The 16195-nt window shown below is 72.8% G+C and carries 17 protein-coding genes; 10 read left to right on the top strand and 7 right to left on the bottom strand.

Annotated elements, in window-relative coordinates; genetic code table 11:
* Positions 1-44 precede the first annotated feature (44 nt).
* Positions 45-398 (top strand): hypothetical protein, encoded by a 354-nt coding sequence (locus ACZ4YL_RS32775; RefSeq protein ID WP_468121437.1) that lies wholly within the window; start codon positions 45-47, stop codon positions 396-398.
* 36 nt (positions 399-434) lie between these two features.
* Here the strand turns inward: ACZ4YL_RS32775 and ACZ4YL_RS32770 are convergent, their stop codons facing one another.
* A complete protein-coding gene (locus ACZ4YL_RS32770; RefSeq protein WP_468121436.1) occupies positions 435-818 on the bottom strand; it encodes a VOC family protein in 384 nt (127 codons plus the stop codon).
* A 77-nt stretch (positions 819-895) separates the two neighbouring features.
* Positions 896-2758, bottom strand: coding sequence for a serine/threonine-protein kinase (locus tag ACZ4YL_RS32765; protein ID WP_468121435.1), 1863 nt, complete (start codon positions 2756-2758; stop codon positions 896-898).
* Between the two features lie 353 nt (positions 2759-3111).
* Between ACZ4YL_RS32765 and ACZ4YL_RS32760 the strand changes: the two genes are divergently transcribed.
* Together ACZ4YL_RS32760 and ACZ4YL_RS32755 are read left to right on the top strand one after the other, a co-directional pair.
* The gene (locus ACZ4YL_RS32760; RefSeq protein WP_468121434.1) at positions 3112-4992 is read left to right on the top strand and encodes a VanW family protein; all 1881 of its coding nucleotides are present in this window, start codon (positions 3112-3114) and stop codon (positions 4990-4992) included.
* A 122-nt stretch (positions 4993-5114) separates the two neighbouring features.
* Positions 5115-7802 (top strand): SpoIIE family protein phosphatase, encoded by a 2688-nt coding sequence (locus ACZ4YL_RS32755; RefSeq protein WP_468121433.1) that lies wholly within the window; start codon positions 5115-5117, stop codon positions 7800-7802.
* Positions 7803-7827: 25 nt separating this feature from the next.
* Here ACZ4YL_RS32755 and ACZ4YL_RS32750 read toward each other — a convergent pair whose 3' ends face one another.
* Positions 7828-8715, bottom strand: a complete 888-nt coding sequence (locus ACZ4YL_RS32750) for a S41 family peptidase (RefSeq protein WP_468121432.1) — start codon at positions 8713-8715, stop codon at positions 7828-7830.
* 49 nt (positions 8716-8764) lie between these two features.
* The gene (locus ACZ4YL_RS32745) at positions 8765-9097 is read right to left on the bottom strand and encodes an antibiotic biosynthesis monooxygenase family protein (RefSeq protein ID WP_468121431.1); all 333 of its coding nucleotides are present in this window, start codon (positions 9095-9097) and stop codon (positions 8765-8767) included.
* A gap of 126 nt (positions 9098-9223) precedes the next feature.
* Here ACZ4YL_RS32745 and ACZ4YL_RS32740 point away from each other — a divergent pair, with 126 nt between their 5' ends.
* The 4 genes from ACZ4YL_RS32740 to ACZ4YL_RS32725 all read left to right on the top strand — a co-directional run bounded on the left by ACZ4YL_RS32740 (position 9224) and on the right by ACZ4YL_RS32725 (position 10413).
* On the top strand, positions 9224-9442 hold the full coding sequence (locus ACZ4YL_RS32740; protein WP_468121430.1) for a hypothetical protein: 219 nt from the start codon (positions 9224-9226) through the stop codon (positions 9440-9442).
* 66 nt (positions 9443-9508) lie between these two features.
* Complete coding sequence (locus tag ACZ4YL_RS32735) at positions 9509-9814, top strand: hypothetical protein (protein WP_468121429.1); 306 nt, start codon at positions 9509-9511, stop codon at positions 9812-9814.
* On the top strand, positions 9811-10005 hold the full coding sequence (locus ACZ4YL_RS32730; RefSeq protein WP_468121428.1) for a hypothetical protein: 195 nt from the start codon (positions 9811-9813) through the stop codon (positions 10003-10005). The genes ACZ4YL_RS32735 and ACZ4YL_RS32730 overlap by 4 nt, the downstream gene beginning before the upstream one ends.
* Positions 10006-10143: 138 nt before the next feature.
* The gene (locus ACZ4YL_RS32725; RefSeq protein ID WP_468121427.1) at positions 10144-10413 is read left to right on the top strand and encodes a hypothetical protein; all 270 of its coding nucleotides are present in this window, start codon (positions 10144-10146) and stop codon (positions 10411-10413) included.
* A gap of 57 nt (positions 10414-10470) precedes the next feature.
* Here the strand turns inward: ACZ4YL_RS32725 and ACZ4YL_RS32720 are convergent, their stop codons facing one another.
* Complete coding sequence (locus ACZ4YL_RS32720) at positions 10471-11325, bottom strand: hypothetical protein (protein WP_468121426.1); 855 nt, start codon at positions 11323-11325, stop codon at positions 10471-10473.
* Between the two features lie 174 nt (positions 11326-11499).
* Between ACZ4YL_RS32720 and ACZ4YL_RS32715 the strand changes: the two genes are divergently transcribed.
* From ACZ4YL_RS32715 to ACZ4YL_RS32705, 3 genes are all read left to right on the top strand, one after another.
* On the top strand, positions 11500-12156 hold the full coding sequence (locus ACZ4YL_RS32715; RefSeq protein WP_468121425.1) for a DUF4232 domain-containing protein: 657 nt from the start codon (positions 11500-11502) through the stop codon (positions 12154-12156).
* A 136-nt stretch (positions 12157-12292) separates the two neighbouring features.
* Entirely contained in the window at positions 12293-12643 is a 351-nt protein-coding gene (locus ACZ4YL_RS32710; RefSeq protein ID WP_468121424.1) for a hypothetical protein, read from the top strand.
* Positions 12644-12718: 75 nt separating this feature from the next.
* Positions 12719-14086, top strand: coding sequence for a pyridoxal phosphate-dependent decarboxylase family protein (locus tag ACZ4YL_RS32705; RefSeq protein ID WP_468121423.1), 1368 nt, complete (start codon positions 12719-12721; stop codon positions 14084-14086).
* A 7-nt stretch (positions 14087-14093) separates the two neighbouring features.
* On the opposite strand, the gene ACZ4YL_RS32700 is transcribed toward ACZ4YL_RS32705, so the two are convergent.
* Together ACZ4YL_RS32700 and ACZ4YL_RS32695 are read right to left on the bottom strand one after the other, a co-directional pair.
* A complete protein-coding gene (locus ACZ4YL_RS32700; RefSeq protein ID WP_468121422.1) occupies positions 14094-14732 on the bottom strand; it encodes a hypothetical protein in 639 nt (212 codons plus the stop codon).
* Complete coding sequence (locus ACZ4YL_RS32695) at positions 14707-16086, bottom strand: cytochrome P450 (protein WP_468121421.1); 1380 nt, start codon at positions 16084-16086, stop codon at positions 14707-14709. The genes ACZ4YL_RS32700 and ACZ4YL_RS32695 overlap by 26 nt, the downstream gene beginning before the upstream one ends.
* Between the last annotated feature and the right edge of the window lie 109 nt (positions 16087-16195).

The following is a 16195-nucleotide window of genomic DNA, read 5'->3' as shown; positions in this document are numbered from 1 at the left end:
TAGCCTGCGACGGTTGCGAACCGAGACCTGCTGAGGGAAGTCCGATGTCGATCTTTGCCACCTGGCTGTTGCTCGCCGAGGACGGCGACGCGGCCGCACCGCTGGTCTACCAGGGATCGCATGTGAACCCTGCGGACAGCCACCCGCGAGCGGGCCGGCTGGAGATCGCCGCGATACCGAATCACTGTCATCCCGGGGCCCGGAACCAGGACTTGCCCGCTGACGCCCCGGTGACGGCGGAGGGTCTGCCGGTGGAGTACCTGCGCATGTCGGTCGCCCAGCCCGCCGGGACCGATCCAGGCGGCCGGCCCGGTCGGGCGACCGTGATCCTCGACCGGGCCCAGGTCGAGCGCCTGCACGACACCCTCGCGGAACGGCTGGGCACGGACGAACGATGACACTGCGCGGACGCCCTCGGCCTGGGCGCCCGAGCCTCAGGAAGGCGACGCGGCGTGATCGTACTCGCCGCGCAGGACGCAGAATTCATTGCCTTCAGGATCGGCGAGGACCGCCCAGCCCGTACCGTCAGGCTGCCGGCGATCGGCGACCAGGGTGGCTCCGAGACGCAACAGCCGCTCGACCTCCTCCTCGCGCGAGGTCGTCGGACGCAGGCACAGGTGGATCCGGTTCTTGACCGTCTTCGGTTCCGGCACCTGGTTGAAGTACAGGAGCGGGCCCTCCGGAAGCATCACCGGGATCTCCTGGTCGCCGCGTTCGGCATCCGCATACAGCGGACTACCGGTCACTTCACTCCAGAACCGAGCCAGTTCATACGCGTCCGAACAGTCGATCGCCACATTCTGCACCACCGAAACCATGCGCCCCAGCCTGCCCGAGTACCGCCCCGTCCGCCACCCCCTAGTGCTGTGACCGGCCAACCTTGCCGGTCACAGCACTAGCTCTGCTTCGTCCAGCGCTGCGACGCCTCCCCGCCGCACGTCTTGGTCACCAGGCCGCTGCTCATGCCCAGGTCGAGGCAGCCCCCGCTGAAGTCGTTGCGGAGGCTGCCGCCCGACCCCGTGCGCCACAGCCGGGCGGTGCTCTGGGAGCAGTCGCCGACGAAGACCGCCTGGCCGAGCATGTTGGCGTACAGGCAGCCGCCGCCCTGCTGGCTGACGAGCTTGAAGCTGCCGTCCGGCCCGCTCTGGACGGTCCACCGGGCGCTCGCGTCCGCGCAGTCGCCGTAGTCCGAAGCCCCGAAGACCTGCGTGATGCACTTGCCGTTGTTGCCGTTGCGGAAGCGGTAGGTGCCCGCGGCGGGAGGTGCCGGGGGTACCGGGGTCGTGGGCGCGGTGGACGTCCCGCCGTTGGAGGGGCGCGTACTGCCGGAGCCGCCCGCGTTCGCGGGGTTCCCGGAGTTCGCGGCGCTGCCCGATCCGGGCTGTGCACCGCCGCCGGGGAGGGCGCCGGTGCCGGGGCCGGGGCCGGTTCCGCCCACGCCCCCGGCGACCGCGGCCTGTCCCGGGTCCTGCGCGGGTGATGCCGTACCCGACGGGGTGCCGCCCGCCGGATCCGCCGTACCCGGTGCGGCCGCCGACGCCGTCGGGTCGGCCGGCGCCGTGACCGGGGCGGAAGACGGGGAGTTCCCGGCCCCGGCCTGCGGCGCGGAGACGTACGGCAGGTGCTGGATGGCGAGCGTCGTACCGCCCGCGACCACGACGACGGGCACGACGGCGAGCAGGACGCGGGTGCGGCGGCGGCGCGCGGCCCGTTCCGGACGGGCCGTGACCGGGGGAGCGGCGCGTGCCACCGGGGCCGGGTCCTTCTCCGGCTCACGCCCCGGCTCCGGCTCCGGTTCCGGCTGCTCGCCGGTGAGCGGGACCGTCGGTACGTCGGCCTCCTGCACGTTCGCGGCGAAGGCGGCCCGCTCGGTCAGGCGCCCGGTGACGGCTTCCGGCCACAGCGGGGCGGTGAACGGGCCGTGCCCGGCGGCGCGTTCGAGGAGTTCGGCGGCGGTGGGACGTCCCTCGGGGTCCTTGTCGAGGCAGGCCGCGACGAGCTCGGCGAGTTCAGGCTCCAGCTCCCGCAGCGGCTCCAGGTCGGGCTCCTCGTGGACGATGCGGTACAGCACCCCGTGCCCCGACTCGTCGCCGAACGGCGGCTGACCGCAGGCCGCGTACGCGAGTACGGAGCCCAGCGCGAACACATCGGTGGCGCCGCTCAACCGCCGTCGGCCCGAAGCCTGTTCGGGTGCCATGTAGGCGGGCGTACCCACGACCATGCCGGTCCGGGTCAGCTGGCTCTGCTCGGCGGCCCGGGCCACGCCGAAGTCGATGAGGGTGAGACCGTCGAGGGTCAGCATGACGTTGGACGGCTTGAGGTCCCGGTGCACCATGTCCAGCCCGTGCACCGCCGCCAGCCCCGCCGCGGCTTCCCGCAGCAGCAGCCACAGCGCCCGCGCGGGCAGCGGGCCGCCGTGCAGCGCGATGGCCTCCCTCAGGGTCAGCCCGGGGATGTACGCGGTGGCGAACCACGGAGGAGTGGCGGTGCGGTCGCTGTCGAGCAGCGGCGCGGTGGCGTCCGCGGGCAGCCGGGCGAGGTTGTCCAACTCATGCCCGAAACGGCGCAGGAAGTCCTGGTCCTCGCCGACGACGGAGGACAGGAGCTGCTTGACGGCGACGTACCGGCCCTCGCGGATGCCGAGGTAGACGCGCCCCATGCCGCCGGCCCCGAGCCGGCCCGCCAGCGGGATCGACCCGATCCGGCGCGGATCCCCCGCCTCCAGCGGTTCGGCCCCGCTGCCCGTCAGCTCTAACACGTCAGCCCCGCTCGAATTGGAGAAGTTTCCAGGAATCTAACCCTGATGATCCCGAGACGGCAATGCGGGCCTCTGAACGCCGAGTTGATCCTGATTTCGCCCCCGGGAACCCCGCCTTCGCTGCTCGGCGGTCGGTCGGCCGGACGGTACGGACGCTGCGGACGGAACACCCGTGACGGAGGTCTGAGAGCCCCCGCTCCTCAGGAGACCCGGCCAGGCGAGAATCGTGACAACAATTACATTCATCCCCAAATCCAGCGCTCAGCGGGGATCATTATTTCCCGTAATTGTCGTATATGGCTGCCATTGCGGCCCGCGCCACCTGAGGGACCGGTCGGCGCCACGGGAGAGATATGGGACGCGTGCGCAGCTGGACGGTCAATCGACGGATCGCTCTGCCGGTGGCAGCGGCAGGAGCCGTCGTCCTCGGACTGGGCGGCCTCTACGGAACCGCCCTCGCGGTCGGAGGCGACATCGACCAGGGCACCCGGGTCCTGGGGGTGGACCTCGGCGGCATGAGCCGGGCCGAAGCGCGCCAGGCGCTGACCCGGGAGCTCGGGCCCGCCGCCGCGGCGCCGATCGCGGTGAAGATCGGCGACCGGGTGGAGAAGACCGATCCCGCCGCGCTGGGGCTCTCCCTGGACACCGACGCGACCGTCGACCGCGCCGCCCGGAACGGCGCCGGTCCGGTCGCCGTCGTCGGTAGCCTCTTCGCCTCGGGCAGCCACGATGTGGCGCCCGTGATCAGCATGAACGAGGAGACCGCCCGGGCCGCGGTGGACCGCCTCGGTGAGACCGCCGAGCAGCACGTCCGCGACGGGGCGATCGCGTTCGAGCAGGGCACGGCGAAGGCCGTCGCCCCGCTCCCCGGTGTCTCCCTCGTCGAGGACAAGGCCCTCGACACCCTCCGCGACGCCTACCTGCGGCCGGCGACCGGCCCCGTCGTCCTGCCGGTCACGCGCACCGAGCCCCGCGTCGGCGCCGAGGAGACCGGACGGGCCATGCGGCAGTTCGCCGAGCCCGCGATGTCCGGACCCGTCACGCTCACCGTCGCCGGCCGGCGCATGTCCATAGCCCCCGCCGTCCTCGGCGAGCACCTGAAGATGCGGGCCGACGGACAGGGCCGCCTCGTGCCCGCCCTCGACTCCAAGAGCCTACTCGCGGACCCCGCCGTCGCGCCCACGATCGACGCGGCCACCCGTACGCCGCGCAGCGCCGCGCCGGGCCTCGCCGCCGACGGCCGCGTGGTGATAGCCGACCAGGGCCGTGCGGGACGACAGGTCACCCAGGAGGCGCTCGGCCGGGCCGTGCTGCCGCTGCTGACCCGCTCGGGCGCAGCCCGCAGCGGCGAGGTCGCCACCGTCGCGGTCCAGCCGGAGCTCACCGCCGACGAGGCGCGGCGGCTCGGCATCAAGGAGAAGGTCTCCTCCTTCACCGTGGAATTCCCCGCCGCCCCGTACCGCACCACCAACATCGGCCGCGCCGTGGAGCTCATCAACGGCTCCGTCGTCATGCCGGGGCAGGAGTGGAGCTTCAACCGCACGGTCGGTGAGCGCACCCCCGAGAACGGCTTCGTCGACGGGATCATGATCAACGACGGCCAGTACGTGAAATCGCCGGGCGGCGGTGTCTCGGCGGTCGCCACCACCATGTACAACGCCGCGTTCTTCGCGGGCGTCAAGCCCGTCGAGCACGGCGCGCACTCCTTCTACATCGAGCGCTACCCCGAGGGCCGGGAGGCCACCGTCGCCTGGGGCACCCTCGACCTGCGCTGGATCAACGACTCCGGCCACCCGCTGTACATCCAGGCCCGGTCCACCGACACGTCGCTGACGATCTCCCTCCTCGGGACGAAGAAGTACGACGAGATACGTGCGACCAAGGGGCCGCGCACCAACATCACGCCGCCCGGGAAGCGCACCGGCAGCGGCGAGACCTGTGAGGTTCAGACGCCTCTGGAAGGCTTCGACGTCACCGTCGGCCGGACCTTCGTCCAGGGCGGCAAGGAAGTCAAGCACGAGGACTTCAAGACCCACTACACGCCGCGCGACGAGGTCACCTGCACCCCCGAGGGCGCGCCGGAGGCCTCTCCGGGAGCCACCCCCGGAGCCACCCCCGGAGCCACCCCCGGAGCCACGCCCGGAGCCACCCCCGCAGCCCCAGGGCCCTCGCAGACCCCGTCCGGCACCGCAGCGAACGTCGTCCGGACCGCGGCCCAGCGCCACGCCGGCTGACGTCATCTGAGGACCAGGTGTGACAATCCGGACGCTCATCGTGCATGTCGGGCGCCGTGGACGCCCGGAAGTGCTACAACTGGGTTCGTGACCATTCCTCGCCACCCGTGCCGGGCACGTCGGTGCGGTCACCTCTAGGCAGGCGGAACAAGAGCGTCGCCGGACAGGTATTCGTCCTCCAGGTGGCGATCGTGGTGTTGCTCGCAGCCGGGGCGCTGCTGGCCCTGGTCCTCCAGTCGAAGCACGACACCGAACGCGAGGCACGCAACCGGTCGGTGTCCGTGGCCCAGACCTTCGCCCACTCCCTGGGCCTCCAGGACACCCTCAAGACGTCCGACCCGTCCAAGACGCTCCAGCCCCTCGCCGAGACCACGCGCAAGGCCGCCGGGGTGGACTTCATCGTGGTGATGGACACCAACGGCATCCGGTACAGCCACCCCCAGCCGGACCGCATCGGAAAACGCTTCGTCGGCAACATCGAGCCCTCACTGAAGGGCCAGGTCCACACCGAGAGCGTGGACGGCCCGCTCGGCAAGGAGATCCAGGCGGTCGTGCCGGTCACCGGGCCCGACGGCAAGGTCAACGCGCTGGTCTCGGCAGGCCTCACCGTCAAGAACGTCACCGGCGTCGTCGACCGCCAGCTCCCGGTCATCCTCCTGGCCATCGCCACCGGCCTCGCCCTGGCCACCGTGGGGACCGCGCTCATCAGCAGACGCCTGCGCCGCCAGACCCACGGGCTCGGCACGCAGGAGATGACCCGCATGTACGAGCACCACGACGCGGTGCTCCACGCCGTCCGCGAAGGGGTGCTGATCACCGACGGCGAAGGCCGGCTCCTGCTGGCGAACGACGAGGCCAAACGCCTGCTCGGGCTGCCGGAGGACGCCGACGGACGCCACATCGCCGACGTGCCGGGCCTGGACCGCCGGATGGCGGACCTGCTGCTCTCCGGCCGCGAGGCCACCGACGAGGTCCTGGAGAGCGGGGACCGGCTGCTGGTGGTCAACCAGCGGCCCACCCACCCCCGCGGCCGGCCGGAAGGCGCCGCCATCACCATCCGCGACTCCACCGAGATGCAGGTCCTGACCAGCCGGGCCGAGACGGCCCGCAGACGGCTCAAACTGCTGTACGACGCGGGCGGCGACATCGGTACCAGCCTCGACGTGGTGCGGACGGCCGAGGAGCTCGCCGCCGTGGCCGTCCCCCGCTTCGCGGACTTCGTCACCGTCGACCTGGCGGACCAGGTCATCGACGGCGAGGAGCCCCGCGCGGGCTCCGACATGCGGCGCACCGCGGTCAGCGGCATCCGCTCCGACCATCCGCTCTATCCCGTCGGCCGGCTGATCGACTTCCTGCCCTCCACCCCCCAGGCGCGCGGCTACGGCACCGGCCGGGCCGAGCTGGTGCCCAGCCTGGCCGACGCGCCGGGCTGGAAGGCCCAGGACCCGCCGCGCGCCGAGGCCATCGTGGACTACGGCATCCACTCGCTCATCGCGGCCCCGCTCATGGCCCGGGGCGTCGTACTCGGCGTGGTCAACTTCTGGCGGTCGGAGAAGCAGGAGCCCTTCGACGAGGACGAGCTGTCCCTGGCCGAGGAACTCGTCGCCCGCGCGGCGGTCAGCATGGACAACGCCCGCCGCTACACCCGTGAACACGCCCTCGCCGTGACCCTCCAGCGCAGCCTGCTGCCGCGCGCCCTGCCCGAGCAGAGCGCCATGGACGTGGCGCACTTCTACCTGCCCGCGCAGTCCGGGGTCGGCGGGGACTGGTTCGACGTGATCCCGCTGGCGGGCTGCCGCGTCGCGCTGGTCGTCGGAGACGTCGTCGGGCACGGTCTGCACGCCGCCGCCACCATGGGGCGCCTGCGTACGGCCGTGCACAACTTCTCCTCCCTCGACCTGCCGCCCGACGAGATCCTGGCCCGCCTGGACGATCTCGTACAGCGCATCGACCACGACGGGGAAGGCGACGACGTGAACGGCGGCGTACTGGGCGCGACCTGCCTGTACGCCGTCTACGACCCCGTGTCCCAGCGCTGCACGATGGCGCGGGCCGGTCACCTGCCACCCCTGGTGGTCGCCCCCGACGGCACGACCGAGATCGTGGAGCTGCCGGCCGGACCCCCGCTGGGGCTGGGCGGCATGCCCTTCGAGACGGCGGAGCTGGACCTCGCGGAAGGCAGCCAGCTCGTCCTCTACACGGACGGGCTGATCGAGGAGCGGACCCGGGACATCAGCGAGGGGCTGGAACTGCTGCGCGCGGCCCTCAGCCACCCCGACCGGGACCCGCACGAGAGCTGCCGGGCCGTGCTCGACATGCTGCTGCCGCCCCGGCCCACCGACGACGTGGCCCTGCTCATCGCCCGGACCCGGACGCTCGGCCCGGACCGGGTCGCCCAGTGGGACGTACCGTTCCAGCCGAGCGCGGTGGGCGCCATGCGCAACGCCGCGGCGAAGAAGCTCGACGAGTGGGGCCTGACGGACCTCGGCTTCGCCACGGAACTCATCCTGAGCGAGCTGATCACCAACGCCCTGCGGCACGGCAGCGGGCCCGTACGGGTGCGCCTGCTGCACGACCACAACCTGACCTGCGAGGTGTGGGACGGCAGCAGCACCGCCCCGCACCTGCGCTACGCCGCCACCACGGACGAGGGCGGACGCGGCCTGTTCCTGGTCGCGCAGCTCAGCGAGCACTGGGGCACCCGGTACACGCCCGAGGGCAAGGTCATCTGGGCGGAGCTGGCCCTGCCCGGCGCCGCGGGCGCCACGGAGGCCGCCCTCGCGGCCTTCCTGGACGCGGACCCGATCTGACGGGCCCCGCTGGGGACGGCCGGGGTCAGACGGCCGGCCGAAGGGCCTTCAGTGCCGTCTCGAGCGCCTGCTCCGCCGGGACCCGGACGTCGGGAACGACTCCCACGCCCTCCCAGTTGCCGCCCGTGACGGTGTTGATCGTGCGCGCCGTCGGCACCGTCACGAGCACATGCTCGGCGACCGCGTGCCGGGCCGTCGGATGGGCGCCGCCCCGGGTCGTGGCACCGACCAGAACGGCCCGCTCATGCGCCTGCAGGGTGTACGCCACGTCCTCGCCGCCGGAGAAGGTGAACTCGCTCGTGAGGACGTGGACCGGCCGGTCCAGATAGCGCGGAGCCGGAAGATGCCCGACCGTCCAGTACTGGCGGGTCGTGTCCGAGGTCCGGTCGTAGATGTCGTTCAGGTGCACCTGGTCGTCGGGGAAGAAGTAGCTGCACCACATCGCCGCACCCTCCGGAGCCCCACCGCGACAGCCGCGAAGGTCCAGCACGAGGGCGGAGCTGTGCGCGACCAGCTGCATGGCCGCGCCGATCGCGCTCGCGCCCTCGACGGCGCTCGCGATCCACCGGATCTCGATGAGCCCGATGTTCCCCTCCAGCCGCTCGACGCGCTGGATCCCCTGGTTCTCCGCCCGGAGCAGCGCCAGGAACGCGGCCTCCCCGCCGTCCTCGTCCACCGGGTCCAGCGACTGCGGCTCGTCCGTCCACAGCAGGCGCAGGTGCTTGTCCGGGCAGGCCTCCTGGAGGTCTGCCGTCACCGCCTCGCAGAGCGCCGGGCCGTCCAGGCCCTCGTACGCACCCGCCGCGAGACGGACCCGTATCGCGGCCTCGATGACAACGGCCTTGTCGGGGAAGACGTAGCCCGCACCGATCCGGTCCAGAGCACGTTCGACGATCTCTTCGTTCATAGGCATGAGGCGTCATCCTAGAGCGCCAACACCCCGGCGGCCAAAGGGTTTCGCCTCAGTCGGCGCGCGGTCCGGGCGCCGGGACGGGGCCGCCGGCGGGTTCCGCGAGCATGTCGTCGACGATCTGCATCCGAGTCTCCGGCAGCCGCTCCGCGATCGCCTCCACCATCATCGCGACCCCCTGCGGGTCGGCCCCCGCACAGCGTTCCCGCGCCTCCTCGTCGGGCCAGCGGGCATACGCCACCCACGTACCGTCGTCCGCCCGGTGCAGGCGGGACCCGTAGCTGCCGCACTGCGTGTGGATGGCGGCCGTCACCCGGTGCCAGCCGTCGGTGAACTGCTGCTCCATGCCCGGCCGGAGCCGCCACCGGTAGATCACGGCGAACACGACCGGATTCCTCCCGCATCAGGATGTGGATCTTCATGGCCACCTTAGGGGATGTCTTGCCGATCATGCCGGGCAGGCGGAAAACAAATCCGGGACCTTCAACGACGCCCTCGCTACCATCGTCCGGTGCACCCCACCCCGGCCCGGGCCGCGTCGGCCGTGAGCAAGCTGGGACCCCGCACCCCGCCGGCGGACCTGGCCACCGAGATCGCCCGGGACGCCACCGAGGAGGTGGCGCAGGCGCTGGGCGGCCTGGACGGGACGACGTACCGCGCACTGGAGGAATGCCTGCACGCCGGAGCCCTGACCCTGGCGCGCTTCGACGCCGCCGACCGCCGTGCCTGACACCACCGGCGCGGGGGCGGCCCGCCGGATTCCCCCGGCGCCAACGGCACTGTGCATACTGCTGCCATGAAGTCCCCGCCCGGCGCGCGCATCCACCTGATGATCACCTTCGTCCTGGTGACCTGTGGTGCGGTCGCCGGAGGCTGCCTCGGCCTGCTCCTGTCCGGCCGGCTGATGGCCGTGGTCTTCGCGGCCGTGGCCGGACTCGGCGCCGGGCTGGGCTCGTTCTTCTCCCGCCGGTCCTCGCCCTCTTCGAGCCCGACCACGAGGCCGTCCCGGCGGACGGCTACGCCGAGGGCCTCGCCGATGCCGCGCTCGTCTGCATCGCGACCTATCAGGCCGCCGTCTTCCCGCTCACCCCCGACGGGGTGAGCGAGGCCGAGCGCGAGGCCCGCCGCACGATGGCCTATCGCATCTCCGCCTACGAGGGCCTGCCGTACCCGGTACGGACCTCGGCGGCCGCCGCCCTCGAAGCCATCGACCACGGCGCGGACCCGGGGCGCGCGGAGACCGCGATGAAGGCGCTCTGCCTCACCATCTACGACAACCGCCGCGGCCGCTGACCCGGGCACGCACCGCGGCCGTCCGGTGCGTTGACCTCATTGTGTGATCGGCTGGTCGGCAACGGTTGGGCCTCGGTCCGGCCGCCGGCAGTGGCCTGATGCGGATCATGGCGTTGTCCGGTTATGGAAACTGACGGGATGCTGTTCGCTCGGGCGCCGCTCGACGGTGTCGTCTGGCTCGACACACTGGTCCACGATCCGGCCTGCCGGTCGTGTCCGCGGCTGCGGGGGCCGGGAGAGGAATCGGAGGAGGCCGACGGCGACGACGAGGCCGACGGCGACGACGAGGCCGACGCCGACGCCGACGCCGACGGGATCCCAGTGCTGTCGGGCCGGGCCCGGAACTGGATGGTGGCCGCCTCCGCGGTCACGGTCGTCTCGGCCGTCCTGACCGTCGTGGCGAACTGACGGCCTGCCCTGCCTGCCCGGCCTGCCCGGCCCCGCGGCACCCGGGTCCGCGCACGCTCATCCGCCCTGGTGGAGGGTGAGCGTCCAGGTCCGGTGGCTGTGCTTGCCGGGCCGGTCGGGGTGTTGTTCGGTGATGGTCACGGTGATCTCGTCGCCGGTGCGGTGGAGCGCGCCGTGGTGACGCCATTCTTCCCCGGGGTCGATGGCCTGCAGCTCGGCGAGGACCGTGTCCTCCAGCCGGCGGCCGACGGCGCGCAGCACTCCGGCGTCGAGCACCAGGAGGGTGCCGTCCGCGAGGACGAGCGGCTCCGGGGCCTGCGGGTCGGTGAGCGACGGTCCGCGTTCGACGGTGCCACCGGGCAGCAGCCGGACCACCCGGCTGCCGGTGGGGATGTTCCGGTCGGTCTCGACGACGCGGATACCGGTCCCGACGACGTAGTGGCCGTAGCTGCGCCAGGAGTCGTACAGGGTGCCGTCACGGTCGTACGCCCAGGTGTCGAAGGCGTCGTAGCCCTCCAGGCCGAGTACGAACCGTCCGCCGCCCAGGGCCGCGCCGCGTGCGCCGCGCAGTTCGGCGATCCGGCTGCCGTCCGCCAGGTCCAGCAGCACGGCCGGGCCGAGGTTGCCCCACGGCGTGTACGCGAGGGAGTCCGTCGTGACCAGGACCCGGCCGCCGGAGATGTGGGCGGCGTTGGGGATGCCGGAACAGAGCGCGGTCCAGCGGGTGCGGCCCGAGTCGTCCACGCAGCTGATCTTCCCGGCGGTGCCGTGGATCCGCAGATCCTGCCGCCGGGCGAGCGGCCGGCCCGCGGGACGCGACGGACCGCCCGGCGGCAGACCGGCCTTGCGCCCCCGCGCCCGCACCGTGACCCGCCACGCCCCGGCCCGGCCGTTCTCCTCCGATATCCCCATGGAGCCAGATGCTAAGCGCTGCGCGGACCGGCCCCGCCGTCTTCGAGGGGACGGCAACCGTGGTCGATCCGACGACACACCGTCACCAAGCTGTGAAGCTTCTACGGGACGCTGGTGCTCCCAGCACGGCCCAGCCCGGCGCGTTCCGCGCATTCCCCAGGGGGGACCACCATCATGAGCACCGTACGCAAGGCCGCCATCGCCCTCGCCGCCGTATCCGCAATGGCCCTGACGGCCTGTGGACCCACCGAGGACGGCGCGGCGGGCGGGTCCGGGACGCCGACCGCGAGCCCGACCGCGAGCCCCGGCGGGAGCGCGACCGCCGGCCCGAGCGCGACTCCGTCGAAGTCCGCGGCGCCGAAGAAGACCGCGACCCCGTCGAAGCCGTCGAAGCCGGGCGGGGCCGACCCCGACTTCGACGTGTTCCCGTGCAGCACGTTCGACGTGACGTTCACCGCGACCCTGGCCGAGCCCACGACCAGCAGCTACCTGCTGAAGATCACCAACAAGGGCACCAAGGCGTGCAGGGCGCTCGGGCACCCGATCGTCACCTTCGGCGACCTGGACGGCCAGGCCACGGAGCGGGGTGCGGCCCCAGGCATCGAGGACGCGCTCCGGCTGGAACCGGGCCAGTCGGCCTACGCCGGACTCATGGGCGGCGCCAACGACGGCAAGGGCAAGACCGTCAACTCGATCGCGCTGACCATGAACACCGAGTCCGACCTGAAGCAGACACCGCTGAAGGCGTCGACCCCCGGCCTGTACGTCTCGCCCGACAAGAACTCCGTGACCGCCTGGATGAACAACGCGGAGGACGCGCTGAGTCTGTAGACCCCCCCGGGTCCGGGGTGACGGTCCCGGCACGTCCGCGTTCATCCGGTCGGCCGAGCAGCGCAGGCCGGTGGCGCCCCGCCGGGTCAGGCTGTGGACAAGGACCGTCACCACCGCACAGACGAGGACCGAGCCCATGTCCCACAGCCGACGTATCAGCACCATCGTGGGCGTCGCAGCACTGCTGCTGACGGCCAGCGCCTGCTCGGGCCTGGGCCGGAGCACCGTCGGCATGCTGACCTTCCGCGGACACGACTCGCCGGTCGAGCTGAGCTACTCCAACACGCTGGTCGTCGGCTGCCACAAGATCGGCATCCCGAGAGGGGCCACGCACGTCGAGAACAACACCCTCGTCGACATCGTCCTGTACCGGACGCCGGACTGCCAGAAGACCGACAAGGCCGACGGGATCTACGTGGCCACCACCCTCTCGAACGTCACGGCCCCCGTGAGCCTGCCCTGGCGCAGCTTCAGCGTCATCCACTGACCCCGCGCCCTCCTGCCTTCCTGCCCCCCGGCCCGCCGCTTGCGGGCGGGCGGGGCCTGCCCCATAGTCCGAGGTATGGACGAGCGCGAGGCGGCGCTCCGACAGGCGCACGGCCATGCCGTCCGCTGGCTGGCAGGCCTGTCCGACCGCCCGGTTCCCGCACGCGCCTCGGTCGACGAGATCGTGCGCGCGCTCGGCGCCGAGCTGCCCGACGCGCCGAGCACGCCCGCCGACGTCGTCGACCTGCTGGCCACGGCCTGTGAACCGGGGCTCACCGCCTTCCCCAGCGGCCGCTTCTACGGCTTCGTGGTCGGCGGCACCGAGCCGGCCGCACTCGCGGCGGACTGGCTGGTCAGCGCCTGGGACCAGAACTGCGTGATGCGCGCGGTCTCGCCCGCCTACTCGGCGGCGGAGGAGATCGCCGGCGACTGGCTGCTCGACCTGCTCGGCCTCCCGCCCGACAGCGCCGTCGGTTTCACCACGGGCGCCACCATGGCGAACTTCACCTGCCTCGCCGCGGGGCGCGACGCGGTGCTGCGGCGCACCGGCTGGAACGTGGCCCACGACGGACTCGCCGGCGGGCCGCCCGTACGCGTGGTCGCGGGCCGGGACCGCCACATGGCCATCGACCTGGCCCTGCGCTACCTCGGGCTCGGCCGGCCCGAGCTCGTCGACGCGGACGAGCAAGGACGGATCGACCCCGAGGCCCTGCGCCGCACCCTGGCGGCCCGCGGTCCCGGCCCCACCCTCGTGATCCTCCAGGCCGGCGACATCCACTCCGGCGCCTTCGACCCCTTCGAGGAGGCGGTCCGTGCCGCCCGCGAGGCCGATGCGTGGGTGCACGTGGACGGCGCCTTCGGCCTGTGGGCGGCCGCCTCCCCGGCCCACGCACACCTCACCGACGGCTGCGCCCAGGCGGACTCCTGGGCCACGGACGCCCACAAGACCCTGAACGTCCCCTACGACTGCGGCCTCGCCATCGTCCGCGACCCCTCCGCCCTCAGGTCGGCGATGGGTCAGCGGGGCGACTACCTCATCCAGCACGAACACGGCGACCCCGTCGACAAGGTCCCCGAACTCTCCCGCCGCGGACGCGCCTTCACCGTGTGGGCCGCCCTCAGGTCCCTCGGCCGCCAGGGCGTGACCGACCTCGTCGACCGGCTGTGCCGGCACGCCCGCGCCTTCGCCACCGGCATCGGCGCCATCGACGGCGCGACCGTCCTCAACGACGTGGTCTTCACCCAGGTCTGCGCCGAGTTCGGCGACGACGAACGCACCGACCGGGTACTGGCCCGCCTCCTCGACGAGGGCGAGGCATGGATCAGCGGTTCCACCTGGCACGGCCGCCGCGTCATGCGCATTTCGGTGAGCAACTGGTCGACGACCGACGAGGACGTCGCACGCACCCTGGACGCGATCCGCCGCGCATCCGACGGCACATGAGGACACGTCAAGGCTGCTCGCCGCCGCCGGTCGCGATGTCCTGTGCGACGTTGAAGTCCGGGCCGTGCTCCGTGCGCATGTCCTCGAACCACCTCGTGGCGCGTGCACCCGCGTACGTGACCATCCCCGGCGAGACGCCCAGCCGGAAGCCCCCGAGGAGCGGTTCGCCCTCAGGCGTGCCGGGGAGGAGGTCCAGCGGCGACGGGCCGTCCGAGGCGTACACGACGCAGTCGCCGAAGACCGCCAGCGGGAACAGCCCGGTCCGCTGCGCCGACGTGAGCATCTTGCGGTGCATGTTGACCCGGGCCTTCGCGGCGACGGCGGCCCGGATGTCGGGCCGCCAGGTCGGGCGCTGCGGGACCGGCCACGGCCGCTCGCCGAGCAGGACCAGGCCACCCTCGGCGGTCGCCTCGATCGCGCCGAGCACGGCCACCGCCCCGGGATCGCTCCGGTGCCGGCGGGCCATGGCGTCCAGGAGCTCCTTGCCGGTGAGGCCCGGGCCCATACCGAGGTCGGCCATGGTGGCCAGGTAGCCGTCCCGCAGCATCGCCCCCGCCAGGCCGCTGTAGCAGCAGTACGTCCAACCGCCCTGCCGGCCAGGGCAGGAGCCGCCCTCACCCTTATCCGTGCGGATCTTGGATGACACGCCGTTCGGTCCCGCCGCCGCCGCCGCCGGTGACGGTGACGGTGACGGGCGTCGGGCCGTCGGGGCGGACGGTGATGCTGTACGCCGCCCCGGTGGGGACGGCCTGGAAGTCCGGGACGTGGGCGGGCAGCAGGAGTTCGAGCAGGGCGACCGACTCCCGCAGGGCGAACTGCTGGCCCAGGCAGGCACGGGGGCCGATGCCGAACGGCAGGTAGGCGCCGGGCCGGGTGGGACGGCCGCCGGGAACCGTGAAGCGCCGGGGGTCGAAGTGCTTGGGATCCGGCCACAGTTCGGGATCCCGGTGGGTGAGGTAGGGACAGACCAGCAGATCCGTGCCCGCCTCGACGCGGTAGCCCGCCAGGACGTCGTCCTCGGCGGCGTGCCGGGGCAGGATCCACGCGGACGGGTAGAGCCGGAGCGTCTCGCCGACCAGCGCCTGGATGGCCTCGCGCCGCTCCGCCGAGCCCTCGGGGCCGGCCGCGAGAGCCTGCCCGCGGGCCGCCGGGTGGCGGTCGAGGAGCAGGTACAGCCAGGTCAGCGTGGTCGCGGTGGTCTCGTGGCCGGCCACCAGCAGGGTCACGAGCTCGTCCCGCACCAGCCGGTCGGTGTACTCGGGGCGCTCGGCCGAGGCGTCGACCAGCACCTGGAGCAGCCCCGGCCCGTCGGGTCCCGGGGCACCGTCCCGGGCCGCGGCCACCGCACGCCGGGCGACCTCGTCGATCCTGGCCAGGTCGCCTGCGACGGCGTCCCGGGCGTCCACCTGGTCGGCGGGCAGGCTCGGCAGCGCGGCCACCACGGTGGCCACGGCGGTCAGTTCGTGCGCCGTGATGTCGTCGAGCGGGTGCCCGGTGAGCGCCCGCCAGATGGTGTCGAGGGCGAAGCGGCGCATCTCCTCGCCGAGGTCGAAGGTCACCCCGGTGCGCGCGTGGCCGGCCCACCGTCCGGCCGCGGTCCGGGCCGCCCCGGCGATCCGCTCCTCGTAGCGGCGCATCCCCTTCCCGGTGAACTGCGACTGCAACAGCTTCCGTTGGCGCTTCCAGGCCTCGCCGGTCGCGGCGAGCACCCCGTCGCCGATGAGCAGGCGGGCACGGTGGGAGCGCTTGACGTACCGGTCGGGGTGCAGGGCGAGCACGTGCTGCACCGCCTCGGGCGCGGTGACCAGGACGGTGGGCTGCGGCCCCAGACGGAACGAGGCGACACCGCCGAGCCGGTCCCGCACCTGTGCCAACAGGTCGACCAGTTCACCCTGGTGGGTGCGCCACCGTTCCACACAGTCGGCGTCTGCTTCGGGGAGCGGTCGCCCCGTCCCGGACCGCTGCGCGGCGGGCGGCCCGCTCCCGGCGTCGATGGCCACGGCTCTTCTCCTGTCCGGCTGTCGGGACGGTGCCCGAGGGTACGTCGGCATCACGGACTGTACGGGGACAGACGTGTGCGGTGACAGCGCCGGAGGGCCGATGGCCCGA

The sequence above is a fragment of the Streptomyces sp. NPDC030021 genome, assembly GCF_055574035.1.
This window is presented reverse-complemented; position numbering and strand designations above follow the sequence as displayed.